This is a genomic window from Bradyrhizobium sp. ORS 86 (assembly GCF_045571475.1).
GTDB lineage: Bacteria > Pseudomonadota > Alphaproteobacteria > Rhizobiales > Xanthobacteraceae > Bradyrhizobium.
Genome location: NZ_CP120699.1, coordinates 2,478,410 through 2,493,655, shown reverse-complemented (window position 1 = coordinate 2,493,655; position 15,246 = coordinate 2,478,410). Strand labels below are relative to the sequence as shown.

The 15,246-nt window shown below is 59.9% G+C and carries 10 protein-coding genes; 6 read left to right on the top strand and 4 right to left on the bottom strand.

From position 1 onward, the window contains the following. Positions 1 to 649: 649 nt before the first annotated feature. The gene (locus P6U25_RS11185) at positions 650 to 1,483 is read right to left on the bottom strand and encodes a Crp/Fnr family transcriptional regulator (protein WP_280973026.1); all 834 of its coding nucleotides are present in this window, start codon (positions 1,481 to 1,483) and stop codon (positions 650 to 652) included. 1,082 nt (positions 1,484 to 2,565) lie between these two features. After that, complete coding sequence (locus P6U25_RS11180; RefSeq protein ID WP_280973027.1) at positions 2,566 to 2,805, bottom strand: DUF3551 domain-containing protein; 240 nt, start codon at positions 2,803 to 2,805, stop codon at positions 2,566 to 2,568. A gap of 589 nt (positions 2,806 to 3,394) precedes the next feature. On the opposite strand from P6U25_RS11180, the gene P6U25_RS11175 reads away from it, so the two are divergent. Together P6U25_RS11175 and P6U25_RS11170 are read left to right on the top strand one after the other, a co-directional pair. Further along, the gene (locus P6U25_RS11175) at positions 3,395 to 3,850 is read left to right on the top strand and encodes a phasin family protein (RefSeq protein ID WP_280980473.1); all 456 of its coding nucleotides are present in this window, start codon (positions 3,395 to 3,397) and stop codon (positions 3,848 to 3,850) included. A gap of 59 nt (positions 3,851 to 3,909) precedes the next feature. Continuing rightward, positions 3,910 to 4,131 (top strand): hypothetical protein, encoded by a 222-nt coding sequence (locus P6U25_RS11170; RefSeq protein ID WP_280973029.1) that lies wholly within the window; start codon positions 3,910 to 3,912, stop codon positions 4,129 to 4,131. A gap of 338 nt (positions 4,132 to 4,469) precedes the next feature. Here the strand turns inward: P6U25_RS11170 and P6U25_RS11165 are convergent, their stop codons facing one another. Further along, a complete protein-coding gene (locus tag P6U25_RS11165) occupies positions 4,470 to 5,138 on the bottom strand; it encodes a Crp/Fnr family transcriptional regulator (protein ID WP_407151263.1) in 669 nt (222 codons plus the stop codon). Positions 5,139 to 6,593: 1,455 nt separating this feature from the next. On the opposite strand from P6U25_RS11165, the gene P6U25_RS11160 reads away from it, so the two are divergent. Continuing rightward, positions 6,594 to 6,893, top strand: a complete 300-nt coding sequence (locus tag P6U25_RS11160; RefSeq protein WP_280973032.1) for a hypothetical protein — start codon at positions 6,594 to 6,596, stop codon at positions 6,891 to 6,893. A 1,040-nt stretch (positions 6,894 to 7,933) separates the two neighbouring features. Further along, on the top strand, positions 7,934 to 9,100 hold the full coding sequence (locus tag P6U25_RS11155; protein ID WP_280980475.1) for an acyl-CoA dehydrogenase family protein: 1,167 nt from the start codon (positions 7,934 to 7,936) through the stop codon (positions 9,098 to 9,100). Between the two features lie 291 nt (positions 9,101 to 9,391). Here the strand turns inward: P6U25_RS11155 and P6U25_RS11150 are convergent, their stop codons facing one another. Next, positions 9,392 to 9,934, bottom strand: a complete 543-nt coding sequence (locus P6U25_RS11150; protein ID WP_407151262.1) for a hypothetical protein — start codon at positions 9,932 to 9,934, stop codon at positions 9,392 to 9,394. A 1,681-nt stretch (positions 9,935 to 11,615) separates the two neighbouring features. On the opposite strand from P6U25_RS11150, the gene P6U25_RS11145 reads away from it, so the two are divergent. Together P6U25_RS11145 and P6U25_RS11140 are read left to right on the top strand one after the other, a co-directional pair. Continuing rightward, entirely contained in the window at positions 11,616 to 12,527 is a 912-nt protein-coding gene (locus P6U25_RS11145; RefSeq protein ID WP_407151261.1) for a sulfite exporter TauE/SafE family protein, read from the top strand. A 917-nt stretch (positions 12,528 to 13,444) separates the two neighbouring features. After that, a complete protein-coding gene (locus tag P6U25_RS11140; RefSeq protein ID WP_280980478.1) occupies positions 13,445 to 14,983 on the top strand; it encodes a S10 family peptidase in 1,539 nt (512 codons plus the stop codon). The last annotated feature ends 263 nt before the right edge of the window (positions 14,984 to 15,246 follow it).

The following is a 15,246-nucleotide window of genomic DNA, read 5'->3' as shown; positions in this document are numbered from 1 at the left end:
CCGCATCACTAAGGCATCGGCCGCGACGGCCACCATCTCAAGCCTCCGACGGGAGTCCCCTCTCGCTCCACGACAAATCCCCGACGTCGATTCCGCTTCGGACGCCGTTTGTTGAGACCCAGGACCGGGGGTTGGTGGTTGCTTACGCCGGGCGGGTCTATCCCGGCGCCAAGATCTTCGAACGCGACGAACTCTCGCATGAGCGATGGCAATCGTGGCCCATAACCGCGAGGGTGCGCCTCCTGCCCGCGCCGTTCGAATGCGGATGCCCCTAAAGCGCGATGAGATTGGGATCATTCAGCATCGCACTTTGGCTTCGTACTTGAGCAAGATTTCCGCAAAAGCTAAAAGGCCGGATTTCGCGTGTGCAGCATGACGTGTACTTCGTGACGACGTCGCGAGTCCACGTCAGCAAGAACATCACCCTATCAGCCACCTCGCTGGCCTCGAGGAGATTTTCGGAAAATCCCAGGCCCGTCTCAGCTTTTCGGGCGGCTCGTCCGCGAGGAGCGCGCGTCAACCACACCAAGGTCGTCCTCGCGCCGCGCATGTTTCGCCCAGCTCACCAGCCCGCTTAAGCAAGCATTTGAGACGGATCGCGACCCAAGCCAATCAACTGAAAAATTGAAGAAGAGCGCCTTGGCCTCGATTAACCAACTGGTTCTTCTGCCGAGATTGCAGATTGACACGAGACGTAGGCGCTTGAGACAAGCTTATAACAACAGCACGCTTCTTGCTCGAGTTTCTTGCGCTCGTCGATCTGCAGAAAGCCCCGTATCTTGCGAATTAGTCCTTGTTCTTCGAATCGGATCAGCGTCTCCGTGACGCCTGCACGACCCAGTCCCAAGACGTTGGAAAGGTAGTCACGCGTCACGGGCAGCATGCGGGCTTCGGCAGCATCGCTCGCCAAACAGAGCCAGGACGCGAGCCGCTGTTCCCGATTATGCCGAACTCCGCACAATCCCGTCTGAACGCATTGAAACGTCAGCGCTTGAACGTACTCAAAGAGGCGATCTCGGATCACAGGACGTCCCTTTATCACCCGGCGCAAATCCTCAACAGGGATCCTGCGCGCGCGCCCGTGAAAGAGCACAACCGATTGATGCGTCGAACGACGCCCTCCCCACAAGAACGAACCGCCGACCAGACCCCGGTAGCCCACGACCGCCGTTTCAAGCATGCTTCCCCCCGCGGCAACCCTAAGCGAGATGAGCCCTGAGTCGATGAAGTAGACGTGCTCGACATGTCCTTTCGGCTCTTGCAGGATCATGCGCTCTTTCAGCACAATCGGCTCAAGGCATTTTCCGATCGCGGTACGGTCTCGCAGGGGGAGGCTCGTCAGGATCGCATTCTCGACAAAAGGCCGCTTCTTACGCGTCGCAAAGGGCCGGTGCGGCATCGGCCATGCGCCGTACACCGGTTTGCGAGCTGCATTTCTGGAACCGGCAGGCGCGTCGACGACGGCGGACACGTGGTCGGTCATGGTCCCTCTCCGGCCGAGCGGTTTTGTGCATCACGCAGTCAGTAGCCCGGCCTCTACCGAAACGAGGGCCGGGCCGGGTCCCTCTTGTCAGGAGGCGATAAATCGCGCTGCGCCATAGGCTCGCGGCAGTTCGGCTCTTCCGCGCGTTTTACGACGTCGCGTAAGACAATTTCGGATAGCCATACAACCAGCTCTTTGAGGCGCGCATTCTCTTGCTTGCAACGCTCCAGCTCATCGCGCTCGTCTGTCATTGTTGATGCTTCATGGAGACTTTGTCGTCATGGTTCAGTCATGATTGATGTAAAACCTGCGCAAGACAAGAATGCTCCGACGAACACCGTACGTCGGGTACAAACAATCGAGCTTCTGGGCGGAGTGTGTGATCCCGGCCTCAGATTGGATCGTTTCGTACAGCTGGCGGATGGATCTCAGGAGCTTTCCATGGCGCCGCAGATGATCGGGGCACGACGACATCGCGGCGTCCCAAGCCCGCATGGGGTTGTCCGACAGACCGAGAACGCTCTGGCACCAGCGTGAGCGCGATTCGCAGGGCGAATGGCTGTTGATGCCATCGTTCTAGAAGAGAATCGCGAAGGGCTGCCTGATGTTGCAAGGCGCAACCAAGCTTGGCATCTCGCGTCATCGGGCTCGATCAACGTCAAGAACGGGCCGCGATCAACCCATCGTTCTCTCCAGGTGGAGTGCATCACATGCACGCTCGCTTCTTAACGATCCTGCCGATTGGAGGCTTCCTCGACGGCAACGGTACTCTTCGCACCGATCAGGTTCGACATACCTTGTGTTGCGCGAGAAACTCTGCAGCGCTTCTCGTTCTGTTGACCTCCGGGCAACTCGTCGCTCGTCCGTCGATACCGCGGTCGATCGTGACGCTGTCGCACGGACGCCGATGCGATCGGCGCGTTTGGAGTCGAGTTGTTCAAGATCTATGCCGCTGGCCGCCAAGCGGGTCGGGGTGATGTCCCCTTGCTCAACTGGCAGAACTAGGATGGCTTTGCCCCGCGAGCCGGCATGCAGGCCGGCTTGTCATGCCCTCGACCAGCTTTGACCGCTGAGCATTTGGGTCAGTAGGGCCGCCCATAGACACGACGCTCGCGCGCAAAGGCAAACCTCGGATTAATGCCGCAATAAGCGTACGTGCCGGAAGCCGTCGCCATGCATTGCGCGTAGCTTGCGAATTGGCAGTTGCCTGGATAACCCCAAATCCGCCCCTGCAGGCAGTAAGGATAATCTCGAGCGGCGGCGGAAGTTGATCCGGCCGCTGCCAGCGCGGCAGCAGCGCATACAAACAGAAGACGGCGCATGAAGAGCTCCTCTGTCCTGGTCGATCAGATAGGGCGGCCACAGAGCCATTCGCTGAACCGAGATCGACCGCTCGCTCAAGATGGCGACTCAAGTCTCACCCGTCAATCGATATGACGATCCGCTCGGCCAGCTTTCTGCCGCGGGGCCGGCCAGTTTCGCGCGCGAGGCCTGCCAACACCGTAGCTCAGCCCTGACCAGACGTGCGGTACATGTTTGAAGAACGCCTCCCCCGTCAGAGATGAATGATGAACTCTTTAGCTCACGGGCGCTCGTCACAATCATGAACTGATCGACGCGGCCGTGGCTGCCACACTGCCCAAATTGATGCGCCAGGTCGCGCCGGTTATCTGCAATTTCGAATCATTCTGTAGATATGACGATTGTATGTCTTGACTTCTCCAAGAATAATTTGCGGACAAGCGTCGGAAACCCAACAGACAGTGTGAGTTTGGCCGAGCATACTGCCATCCGTGTTGGATTGAAGCTCAGCTCATAGCCGAACATCGGAGCGGAACTACCGTCCGCCTCCGCGACAGTCTTGCGACCGCAATCTCGGGATGTGTATTCGCTTGAGAAAGGTACGGCGCCATGAGTGAGAGCGAACCAAATGGACAACACGGCTTCGCGATGTCGTTGTTCACGCTCCCGAGAGCCACGTCGCCAGCCACAACTGGCGAACACGCCGCCCAGAGCATCGCCAGCGCTCAAGACGCCTGCAGGAAGATCAAGGCCATATCGCAGGAGATGGCGGCGACGTTGCGTGAAACGTACTCACGGAACGCCAGAAGCGTAACTGACTATGGCCTCAAGGTCATCGAACTCTCCAACGCCAATACCACGTCCGCGATCGATTTTTTCACCCATCTCCTGGAGAGCAAATCAGTGACGGACGTCCTCATCCTGTCCGCAACTGAGGCGCGCAGGTCGTTCGAGACCACATCGGCACTGAACCGCGAACTCCTGGAGCTTGCGCAGAAACTTGCGAAGGACACCGCAGAGCCGATGAGGAAGAGCGTCACGAAGGCTCTGTGTCAACCCAGCTAAAGTGGCGCTGCTCCAATCGGACGGTTTCAATCACGAGAACCAAATCCAAGGAGGCTCACATGGGTATGGTGATGGTCAAATGCCCGCAGACCGGACGCGCGATCCCGACTGGCCTCACGATCGATCGTGAGGGTTTTCGGCGTAGCGCAGTTTTCTTCAGCAGAACCCACTGCCCGATCTGCCGCGCCGATCATATGTGGTTCGCGCAGGACGCGTGGGTCGACGAGCCGAACACCTTGCCGCCGTGCCGCCCCGCCAAGCCCCAACAGTCGTTCGTCTGAGGAAAGTCCTCTGCTTGGTCAACGATTGCGATGGAACCGACATCATGGCCGACATGCAAATTCAACCGCAATGTCTACTTGGCGGCTGCAGGCCAAGGACTTTCTTGAAGGGGCACGGCGGATGAAGCCGGGTCCCACGCGCAACGAGCTGCGCGAGGTGGCCAAAGTGTTACGCGCGATTGCCAAGCTCGACGAGCATCTGCGGATCGCGCCAAACGGGGTGAGGCGACAGGCCGCTGATCGCCTCTCCTCACCTTCCGGCAACGACGTTCCGATTACAGGGACGTCTCGCCAGTCGTCGAAAGAGGCGGTGCCTTGGAGCAGCCTTGTGGTGAGGCCTACTCAAACCGCGACGTTGCCCCCTCCTCGGCATACATCCCGTCGATCCGACGACGCATCAGCGCGTAGCATGCGCAAGCCGAGGCCTGGAGCCGCGGCCGGTCGATCTCGATCATCCCCCGCCGGTCAGACCTGATGGCACCGGCGGCCCGCAACTTGCTCATCTCCAGCGTCACCGTCGTCCGCTGCACCCCGAGCAGTTGCGCGAGTGCTTCCTGGGTGAGAGGCAGGACGTCGTCCGCAACGCGATCGCGCAGCTGCAAAAGCCAGCGTGCGATACGAGCCTCCACAGGGTGCAGCGCGTTGCAGGCAGCCACGTGTTGCAGCTGAAGGAAGAGCGCGCGAGTGTGAAGCTCGACAACGTGCCTGATGGCTGGACTTCGCGCGTAAGCGAACCGAAACTTTGCGGCGGAGATCTGCGACACGGTGCCGGCCACGCGAACGATGGCGGTAACTGAAGACTGCGAGTGTCCAAGTATGGACAGCAACGGCCCGACCGCGCCTTCCCGCCCGATCAACGTGGTGGCGACTGTCTGGCCGTCAGGCATATCGATCATCAACGTTACGGCGCCGCTATGAGGAAAATAGACCTGATCGAGCTCTTCGCCTGATCGAACCAGCAGGGCGTTTGGCTTCAACGACAGGTTGCGAAAATGGGGCGCGAGCAAACCGAAGTCTGCAGGCGCCAGTGCGGCCAGGAGCCGATTCCCAACCTTGGTCGAGGCCCTCGTCACAGGCTGCTTGCCTGCCGCCAAGAGCCCGGAGGAAGAGGTACGTTCATTGCAATGTCCCGGATGCTGGCAGATCCCGTTTGCGCACTTCCGTCACTCATTCGCTGAGGTCGCGTGCGCCCCATACGGAAAAGGTACCTGACGCCCGCTCATCCAAGGTCAAGCGAGCTCGTCGTTAGAAGTTGACCAATGCCATACAATACAGACAGTGCCACGCCCACAGCGTAGAGATAGACAGCAAGTTGAGGCCAGAATTCACCGTCACGGTCGAACATTAGCGCCCGTATTGTTATTGATCGGATGTTTGTCCACATAGAACCTCAAAGGAAGCGGCCGATCGGAAATCCTGTCGATTGCGATCTCCGCCGCCGCCGGAAGGCGCCAAACCCTCTTGGGTGTGCTCCGGCGACGAAGAAAGTCGGGCAAGATGCTCGTTATCACCCCCGCGGCTTCGGTACTATGTGCCGCGCGTCATGGACCAATCGGATTAGGATCGCAATTGAACCTCTCATTGCGCAAATATTGGTCACACCAGCTCAGACGCACTCTGCTGCCATATCCCAAGATAAATGCTCCGATGAGCACCGCACGAAACGTACGGAAGATCCCGCTTCCTACGCGAACGTGTCTCCGCAGCTCCAGATTGGAACGAATCGTACCAACGCTCTGCTGGCCGCCAGCTTGGACTTGCTCTCCAAGAGCTGCGGTCGTGACGTGAAGGCAACCGAACTCACTAAAACCGCGTGAGCACTCGACTATTGGTTTGCCGCGGCAAGAATGGCTTGGTCCCTCCGTGGCGCCAAGGAGCCGATCGCGCTCGCAGAATTTGGTAGGTCTTCGACCGGCCGCACGTTTGCGCAAGAAGCGCGCGGCGCACGCAGGATCTGAACGCAGCCGCCCTCGTGTAGCCGGAGGCGCGGATCGAGCATCCTGCCTGGCGGGGTCCATGAACTGTCAAAGCTTTCCTTTCAGCGCATCGCGGGTTCAGCCTGCACCCGGCGCGCCGAGGTCCGCTTGATCGATGGGCGGACATTTATGCTTACGTTGCCCGGTCGCAGGTGACCCCGCTTGATAAACCGGCCCTGGCCCGACTTCACGAAGGTCCCCGCTGGCCATCCGTCGCGATGCAAGGTGAACGCCAGCTGAATGCTCTGTGATCACGACAAGACGCTCTCGATCGTTGCTGCACGCAAACTTCTGTGCCGCCGCAAAGTGAGATGAGTAATTCCGCGAAATCGCCTGAAAATCACTCAACGATGACCACACGAAGCAGATTGTTATGACAGCCGCGCCGTTCGCACGATTGACGCGATGTGACGGGTCTGTCGAGGCGAATGGCGCGGGGAATCATCAAATCGTTCCCTCGCAAAACACTCAATCCAGGAGACAAGGATGACGTTAGTGAAGACCTCTGTGATCGCATGCGCCCTTTCGGCTTTGCTTGCGGGCCCTGTGCTTGCGCAAGGTCCGTCAGCCGACACCAAGGGTCGCAATGGCGCGCAGAGCATCCAGGGCGGCATGAGCGAAGATGAGGACTTGGCCCCTGAGCCTCACGCCACGGGTGGAAAGATGGGCGTGAAATCGACGAAATCGACTAAGGACACCAAGGGTGCGGCCGGCACCGCCACGCACAAGGGGACAGTTGGCGATTCCGCAACCAGCGGCGCGCCGGTAAGCGGCAAACGCCAATAACGCGTACGCCTACGTCCGCAAACCTCCGGCCGCGCTGCGGCCGGAGGTTTTTTGTGCGACGACGACCCACTGGCACGGCCACCACCAGAAACGCCTCTTTGTAAAGTCCAACCTAGTTGAGGTCGGACACCTGCGCCTTCATTGACCAGGCGGACGATGTCGAGGACGGCACGCAACGAGGTCGCGACGAGGAAACCGATGATCGAGTTTGGTCAGGCTTCACGATCCGCCTGCGGTAACATGACCAGCCGGATCGGCCACCCAAGGCTCAGTTCGAGCCTGCGGCCTCCTCCTAAGTGATCTCCGCTGGGGGCGGCAAATCTGGATCGTGGGACGTGGCACGGACCGTACCGTTATGTTGCTACCAGAACACGCCTGCCAGGCGTCGGCTTCACATCAGTCCATTCTGTACAAAATTTGCGCACCGACAACGCACCCACTCGCTTATGCATCGCTCGGGCGATGTCTGCTCACTCCCAGACTTGGGCCCCGCTTCGGCGGGGCTTTTTTGTGCCTATTTTCCGCCCTCGGCTGATCGGCCAACGCTTTCGCCAAGATGCCGGACCCCGCTGCGCCGCGCGAAGGTTTTTGACACTGGCGACGGCTTTTTTGCAGGTCACAGTGATCCCGCAATACCCAGAGATCGGAGCTGGCGACGATCCAACTTACAATCCACCCCGCCGCGTAGATCCCCCGGCCGGGATGCACGCCAGCCGAATTCAATTCACGATGTCCGGTTGACGACGCGTTATGCCTTGAATCAGACACTGAGGCGCAAGCATCCCGTTGAGGAGACCGAACCACGTGGTCCCGCCTCCGTTCAAACGCAGCCAGAACGATGGCACGTCGTTTGCTGGAGGACTGTAAAGGATCCGCAGGCTGGGGCTGTCTCGCAGTCACCGACCAGACGTTCACAGATGTGGGCTGCCGTAGTTGGCGCTTGGTGAAACCGCCAATTGGGAAGCCATGACAAAACGTGCGCGGCCGCTCCAAGACGCAGTGCAGCAGCGCCACTCGCATCACGCCATCGAGGACCAGCTATGAACGCGCCGCCAGGGACGATCACGCGAGAGACTGACATTACGGCTGCAGCCGAGGACACCCTGTCGACGCTCCTCGCCGAGATCCGTGCGCGTCGAAACGAGTTCGGCGCCGCACAGAAGGTTCCAGATGACATCATCGACGGCTTCAAGCGCGTTGGCGTCTATCGGGCCATGGTCGCCAAACGTTTCGGCGGCGAGGAGCGCACTCCGGCCGATTTTTGTCGCCTGATCGAGCGCATTTCCGAGGCGGACGGCTCCGCCGGTTGGGTGGCGAGCTTCGGTGATGGGGCGTGCTATCTCTCTGCTCTCCCGGATGACACGCTTGGCGAATTATATGCGAATGGCCCCGACGTGGTCTACGCAGGTGCGCTTTTCCCGCTACAGCCCGCCAAGCGGAGCATCGGCGGTTTTGTTGTCAATGGCGTGTGGCCGTTCGCCAGCGGCTCGCCCGGTGCGGAGATGATCGGCGTCGGCATCACGGTGGAAGGTGATCCAGTCGATGGCCTTCCTCGTATCGCCGTCATTCCGGCCGAGAAGGTGACAATTCGCCCCAATTGGGACGTCATCGGCCTGCAAGGCACTGGCAGCCACGATTTGGTTGTCAAAGATGTCGTTGTGCCGGAGGAATGGACCTTGATCCGCGGCGGTCCGTCGACGCTCGATGCGCCGATCTACCGTTATCCGTCCGTGGTTTTCGCGGCCCAGGCGCACGCGATCGTCGGCGTCGGCATTGCGCGCTCCGCGCTGGACGACGTGATTGCCATGGCCGGAAGCCGTACCTCGATCACTGGAGCGCCGGTGATGGCGGAGCGTGGCTACGTTCAACTGGAGATGGCCAGAGCTGAAGCCATGCTGCGTTCCGCCCGCTCCTTCTTCTATGAGGCCACCGATCAGCTGTGGAACGAAGCGCTCAACGGCGTGATCAATCCGAACACGGCGATGCTGATGCGGTTAGCCGCGACAAACGCTGCGCGGCAGAGCGCCGAAGTTTGCAAGATCGCCTGCGGTCTCGCTGGAGCCGGTTCGGTGTACACGACGAGCAATCTCGCGCGTGCGATGTGTGATAGTTTCGTGGTGGCCCAGCATGCGGTCTTCAGCGAGGGAACACTTCAGAGCGCTGGCCGACTCTTGCTCGGATATCCGGCGCAGCCGGGCGTTCTATAAAATCATTCTTCTGCGAACATTTCCGCCCTTCGCGCGATAAGACGCTTGCGAGATCAACATGGGGGCATCCCCAATCGTCTGTCCATTTACCTGCGGGGTTGCCGGGTCTGGGCTATGAAGCGGTCTGCAGCGCGATGCCCTGTTCGGCAACCGCTTCACGCGCAATGCCTGCCGGGTCCAACTCACGAAGTCTCCTCGCGCCAAGTGCTCCTGCCGTAGCACAATGCCAAATTGAATCCGGACGCAAGGGCGGGCTCGTCAGCTTGTCGAAAGCTAGCACGACTAGACTGGCTAGTCGTGCTGCGAACGTACGAGGTGAGAATGGACCCGCACAATTTCAATCCATTCGACCCGGGGTGGCGGGATATGTACCACGCCATGCTGGAACGACAGCAGGCCGGGCAAGAGGACTTTGAGCAGAACCTGGACCGGGCGCGCCGAGCCGATAGCGCTCCCATCGCAGCGGCTCCGCCGCTTCTGGACCGGTATCCTCATCTGTCTCACCAAGACCGGAGCCTGATCGAGGCCGCGATCAAGGCCGAGGCCGAGCACGGGACTCTGAAAGAAAAGACGTGCCTGGGTTATGCGATTGCTCTTCGCAAATTGGGAAATGATCTCGACTCTCGGGGTCAAACGATTGATGCGCTCGATCACAATTTTCTGGTCGCTCATGCCGAAAAGGTCTTTCCGCGCGTCACAGCCATGAGGCCTGCATTGGCGGCGGTTCGCAAATATCGCGAGCCCGACGCATCCGCTGACGAGCGGCGATATGAACTCTCTGCGGACGACAAGAGCCTCATCGACGCTGCGGTCCGGGCAGGCGCTGAGCGTCATGGATGGAAATCGACGTCTGCCCAGAATTATGCTGGGGTTCTTCAAAGATTGGCGAATTCCCTCGGGCCCGGCCAAACGATTGCTGCACTCGGTCACAACTCGCTGCTCGCTCACGCCAACAAGTCATTCCCGAACAACCGTCCAATGAAGGCCGCGTTGACGGCGCTTCGAGAGTATCGTGAGCTCGGCGAGGCTACCCGCGGTGCGGGCGGGTCTGGCCAGGCGGAGGGGCAGACCATTCCGTCGCCAGTGCAAGTTTCGATCCAGAGGAGCTTTGGCGGGCGGTGGATCAAGCCGGCCCGTTGCCAGCCGACAGCTGGGGTGCGGCAAACGTCTGGCAGAGCGGCCCTTCAATGCCTCACTTGCCAGCGCCAAGCGTCAATCAACCAAGTTCGGCATGCTGGGAGCACAGCCTCGAGGAGTCGATCTTGGGCTCGCCATATCAACCGGCTGACGCGGCGCCTGCCCCGCCTAATCTATCACTGTGCCTCGCCGGGCCCTGGCAGCATGGCGACCAATGGGCGCCGCCAGACCTCATTGAAGGAATGCGCTTGCACAACGTCCTGCCGAACCCGTCTCAGCCGCAGACAAATCTCACCATTCACGGCGTGAACTACACGGCCATGCAGGGGCCTCCAGGCCTGCAGCACGTGATTTTCCTCCGCCGAGCCTGAGCAGGATCCCCCAACTAATCCTGGTAGCTGATGGAGCGGCGTCTTCCTGACTCATACTGGTTGCTCCAACCCCAACGGACGTGGAATCCTGTTCGCCGTCGCGGCAAGGCGCGGCAGAGCGAGCCTGATCGTTTCTGACATAAGACCTCTCCAACCGAACACGGCTGAACAGAGTAGCCCGGGTGCCGACTTGGTGTCGGCCGGCCTCTCAATCCAGGTCGAACATTGGCTCAAAATGATCCCCGACCCCGCGCAGCTGATGGACGCCGCTCTGGTACGCGCCGATAGGATTGGCCTACGAGCGATAGTCCAAATTGCCACCGCGATGGGACCGACGGAGCGTCGGCATCCCGCTGCACGAGAAAGCGGATCGGCAGATCGGCGATCTGCGAGCAGACGTCGATGCCTTCGAGATGGTCCAAGAGACAGGTCACGCGCCAGGAGAGAAGTCATGCTCCTTCAACGAATACAGCAATACTTTCGTTGCCTCATTGGCTCTCAGAGGAGAAGCTTTTGCTTTCGGCAACCTCAGACCACGTTGCCTGTATAACTCAGCGCTTGGATACGTCCGTTTAAAGGCCGGTCGTCCGACACTGGACGGCAAGAGCCCGCCTTCAGTAAGCGGACCGACGGACCCATCATGGAGCGTATGTGAATGGACGACCAATCCCGAGGGCTGAGCCAAATCAGCGGTCACCGATGCAGCGAAGGCCGTAACAGCTCGATCTGGAGATTTCGATACGAGGGACGGCTGTAAAGGGTTCGATCGCAAACAATAAAAAAAGATATCGCCCCATATTGGCTGAGTTGTCCTGGTCAGGTAGTGGGAAACACCGCACGGCTCCCGGGATGTTGCGATCGATCTGGAGTTGGCAGCGGGCGCACCTATTAAGGCTCGGTGCTTGACTGCAGCCCCCGCTACTTTGAAGGCCAACCGGAGCTGATTTGCGAGTGATATGAAGCCGCTGCGAGCCTGATGAAGACTCACGTCCTGGTGGCGTAACGCATTGTCCGGCGCCACGCCGAAACTGGAAGCTAACGAAATGCCCCCTTTCGATGCCGCCGCGATCTTTCTGGCCGCAACGGCCTTTTTTGCGGCCTTTGTGAACGGAGCCATCGGTTATGGTTTTTCGTCCCTCACAGTACCGCTTGCCCTCATTGTCTACACCAATCGTATCCTCAATCCCGCGATCGTCATTATCGAGGTCTTCGTCAACTTCTACGTCCTCTTGATCAATCTGAACGGTGTCCGGGCGGTTTGGAAACGGGTGCTTCCCATCTTGCTCGGGCTCTTACCGGGCATTGCGATTGGTGGTTATGTTCTGGCCTCGCTTCAGCCGGGCTGGATGAAGTTCGCTACCTACTTAGGTATTCTGCCCCTGATCTTGCTGCAGGCGGCGGGGTGGCGGCGCTCGATCAGGGCGAACTGGCTGATAGGTCTGCCGTTCGGTTCGATGCTGGGCGTCCTCTATTCCGTGACGACTATCTCCGGCCCCCCCTTGGCGATGCTGTTCAACAACCAGGGCTTGGTCAAGAACGAGTTTCGCGCCGGCCTTGCGCTGGTTCGCGTGGTGGAATCGAGCGTGACTGCCATCGTCTATTACAAGCTCGGCCTGTTCGTCTCGGAAAGCGCGAGCCTGCTTTATGTTTTTGTTCCTAGCGTCGTACTGGGTATCCCGGCGGGATCCTATATCATCCGGCGGATCGATGCGGAGACCTTCCGCCGCATCTGCATGAGCTTCGATGCATGGGTCGTGGGCTTCGGTTTATCGCGGGTGCTGATCGAGTTGAAGCTGATGGAAAGCCCATGGGCCTATAGCGTCATGGCAGCCACGATGCTGATTGATCTTTGCCTGCTGTACACGTTCTTTATGGCGCATGCGCCCTTGCCCAAACGGGACAATCGTTTCGCCAAGTGACGCGGCATCGGGGGCGACCTCGCCGCGATGAGGTCGCGTTATTTGTGCATGGGCCAAAGGATCGCCGTCCATTCGACGGTGATTGCCAGGGCACTCACGATCTAATTTTGAACCGGCAGGTCCGAGCCTCGGACCGCTCGACGAGCCGGTCCCCTTCCGTTTACGACTGCCAGACGGTCCGCGTCTACAACCATTATGTACGGCGCTTTGCCGATCTATCGGCGAGAGCCGTTCCAGCCAGCTCGATCAGTCCAAGCCGGATGAGCCCTGACTAGGTTTTGGAGTGGTCGCCGATCGCGCGGAGGTTGTCGATGTGGGACCGCTGGCCGTCGTCTTTGCGCCAATCGGCCGAACCAGTGCCCGCGTGCCATCCACCACGAACACTCCGCAATCGTAGTCGGTCCCCCGACGGCCGCGCTCGTCGGCAAGACGATCGGCAGATTGACGATAGTCGGCGCGCTTTCTGGTCCGGCGGCCGTTCGCACAAGCGATCGGGGATTCGGTGCTAACCGCTGGCGGTTGTCGGTTTAGCGGTGCTTCATGTAGGCCGCTTCTGCGGTTGCCGCCGTCGTGCAAGCCCTCCGACCTGTGATCGAGCGCGGTCGTCTGTCAGGTCTTTCTCTTTCGACGATTGCAGAAGCCGTCCGCCGGTATGGTGATCCACGGGCCAGGTCCAAATGTCACCTTCGTACGGATCGGCTGTAGCTGGCTGTTCTCATCCAACCTATTCGATCGTTGCACCCATTCGATTCGTCGCCTACCAGCGACAGGTTATCATCGTGATTGATAGAGCATCTGACGATGGTGATGACTACTGGATCTAGTAGGTTTGTTGCTTTCCGGCCTGAGCTAGTGGTTAGAGCTGGTTTGACAGACGCCACGCGCACCAAAGTGCGCGTCGGGACAGGAGCAACTCGATGCAATTGACCGCGCCGCACCGCACGTCTCTTGCGGTGATCCTGTTTGCCTGCGGTGTAATGGGGAGCGCGCGTGCCGCAGATCCGCCGCCGCCTACCCAGATCACGACGGCGGACGGCCAGAATGGTGGCGCCGGCCAGACGCCGAGTATGCCGTCGGCGACCGAGCAGCATCGCCTGCCGCCGGACTCCAGCACCAGGCATACGCTTGAGCTCCCTGGGCGGACGCTTTCTTTCATCGCGACCGCTGGCTCCATCCGCTTGTTTGACGATAAGGGCAAGCCGCAGGCCGACATCGCCTACACCTCCTATCAGCTTGACGGCACCGATCGCGGCACTCGCCCGGTAACATTCTTCTTCAACGGCGGACCGGGCTCATCATCGGCCTGGCTGCAGCTCGGCAATGCCGGACCGTGGCGGCTGCCAATCAATGCTGACGAGGTCACGCCATCGACATCGCCGGAAGTAAGGCCAAACGCAGAAACTTGGCTCGATTTCACCGATCTGGTGTTTCTCGATCCCGTGGGCACTGGCTTTAGCCGTTTCGTGGGGACCGGCAAGGATGTGCGCAAGCGGCTCTATTCCGTTGAGGGCGACGTCAACGCGCTCGCGCTGGTGGTTCGCCGCTGGCTCGAAAAGCATGACCGGCTGTTGTCGCCGAAGTATCTCGCGGGTGAAAGCTATGGCGGCATTCGCGGGCCAAAGGTTGCCCACCAATTGCAGACGCGGCAGGGCATAGGCATCAAGGGCCTGATCATGGTCTCGCCAGCATTCGATTACAGCCAGTTTGCCCGCACGAGCCTACTGCAATACGTCGCAAGGCTACCAAGCTATGTCGCGACCATGCGTGAAGCCGAGAGCCCGGTGAAGCGAGCCGATCTCGCCGACGTAGAAGCTTATGCTCGCGGCGAATTTCTGGTCGACCTCATCAAAGGCCAGGCGGATAAGGAAGCGACCACGCGTCTGGCCGACAAGGCCGCGGCGCTGACCGGCATCGACCAAGCGGTCAGTCGCAGGCTCGCGGGCCGCTTTGGGCTCGCCGAGTTCCGCCGTGAATTCGACCGTAAGAACGGCAAGTTAATCGGCAATTATGACGCCTCAGTGCGTGGCCTCGATCCATATCCGGAGTTCGATTTCCAGCTGTCCGGCGATCCCTCGAGCGATACGCTCCTGGCGCCTCTGACCAGCGCCACCGTCGATCTCCTCACGCGCAAACTTAATTGGCGACCGGATGGGTCCTATGAGCTGCTCAACGACACGGTCCGGCCGGCTTGGGATTTCGGCCGTAGCCCTCCGGAGTCTCTTTCGGAGCTGCGCCAGATCCTGGCAACGGACCGCAAGATGAAATTGCTGGTCGCGCATGGCCTTTTTGACCTCGTCACGCCGTATTTCGGATCACAGATCGTGCTTGATCAATTGCCGCCATTTGCCTCCACACCGCGTGTCAAACTTATGGTGTTTCCGGGCGGGCACATGTTCTATTCACGGGACGCCTCGCGCCAGGCTTTTCGTGCGGAAGTCGAGGCGATGATGAAGTAAGCCGACCAGGACCTCGTCACAGGCAAGCTCGCGCTCCACAAGCATCTTCAATCTTGCGCTAGTGCTGCCGAATCCTGGCGCCTGTTCCGACGCCAGACCCAGCCAGAACCTTCGGGCAATCGAGGCGGTCCTGGATGGATTTGTGCCTGATCATCCAGCAGTGCCCTGGACTGTTTGAGATTCCGGCCATCGAACGGTTTTGTCTGTCTCGATGGGAATTCCGCTCCGATCTGGCGCGCACTCGAGTGCGCTCAACAGCACTG

Coding starts and splice junctions, on each gene's coding strand:
- P6U25_RS11160 (WP_280973032.1), top strand. CDS start 6,594: ATGACGTTAGTGAAGACCTCTGTGATCGCATGCGCCCTTTCGGCTTTG.
- P6U25_RS11180 (WP_280973027.1), bottom strand. CDS start 2,805: ATGCGCCGTCTTCTGTTTGTATGCGCTGCTGCCGCGCTGGCAGCGGCC.
- P6U25_RS11150 (WP_407151262.1), bottom strand. CDS start 9,934: ATGACGCTCAGCGCCTGCCCGGACCGCAGCGTCGATGAGGCTCTTGTC.
- P6U25_RS11185 (WP_280973026.1), bottom strand. CDS start 1,483: ATGACCGACCACGTGTCCGCCGTCGTCGACGCGCCTGCCGGTTCCAGA.
- P6U25_RS11140 (WP_280980478.1), top strand. CDS start 13,445: ATGCAATTGACCGCGCCGCACCGCACGTCTCTTGCGGTGATCCTGTTT.
- P6U25_RS11170 (WP_280973029.1), top strand. CDS start 3,910: ATGGGTATGGTGATGGTCAAATGCCCGCAGACCGGACGCGCGATCCCG.
- P6U25_RS11175 (WP_280980473.1), top strand. CDS start 3,395: ATGAGTGAGAGCGAACCAAATGGACAACACGGCTTCGCGATGTCGTTG.
- P6U25_RS11155 (WP_280980475.1), top strand. CDS start 7,934: ATGAACGCGCCGCCAGGGACGATCACGCGAGAGACTGACATTACGGCT.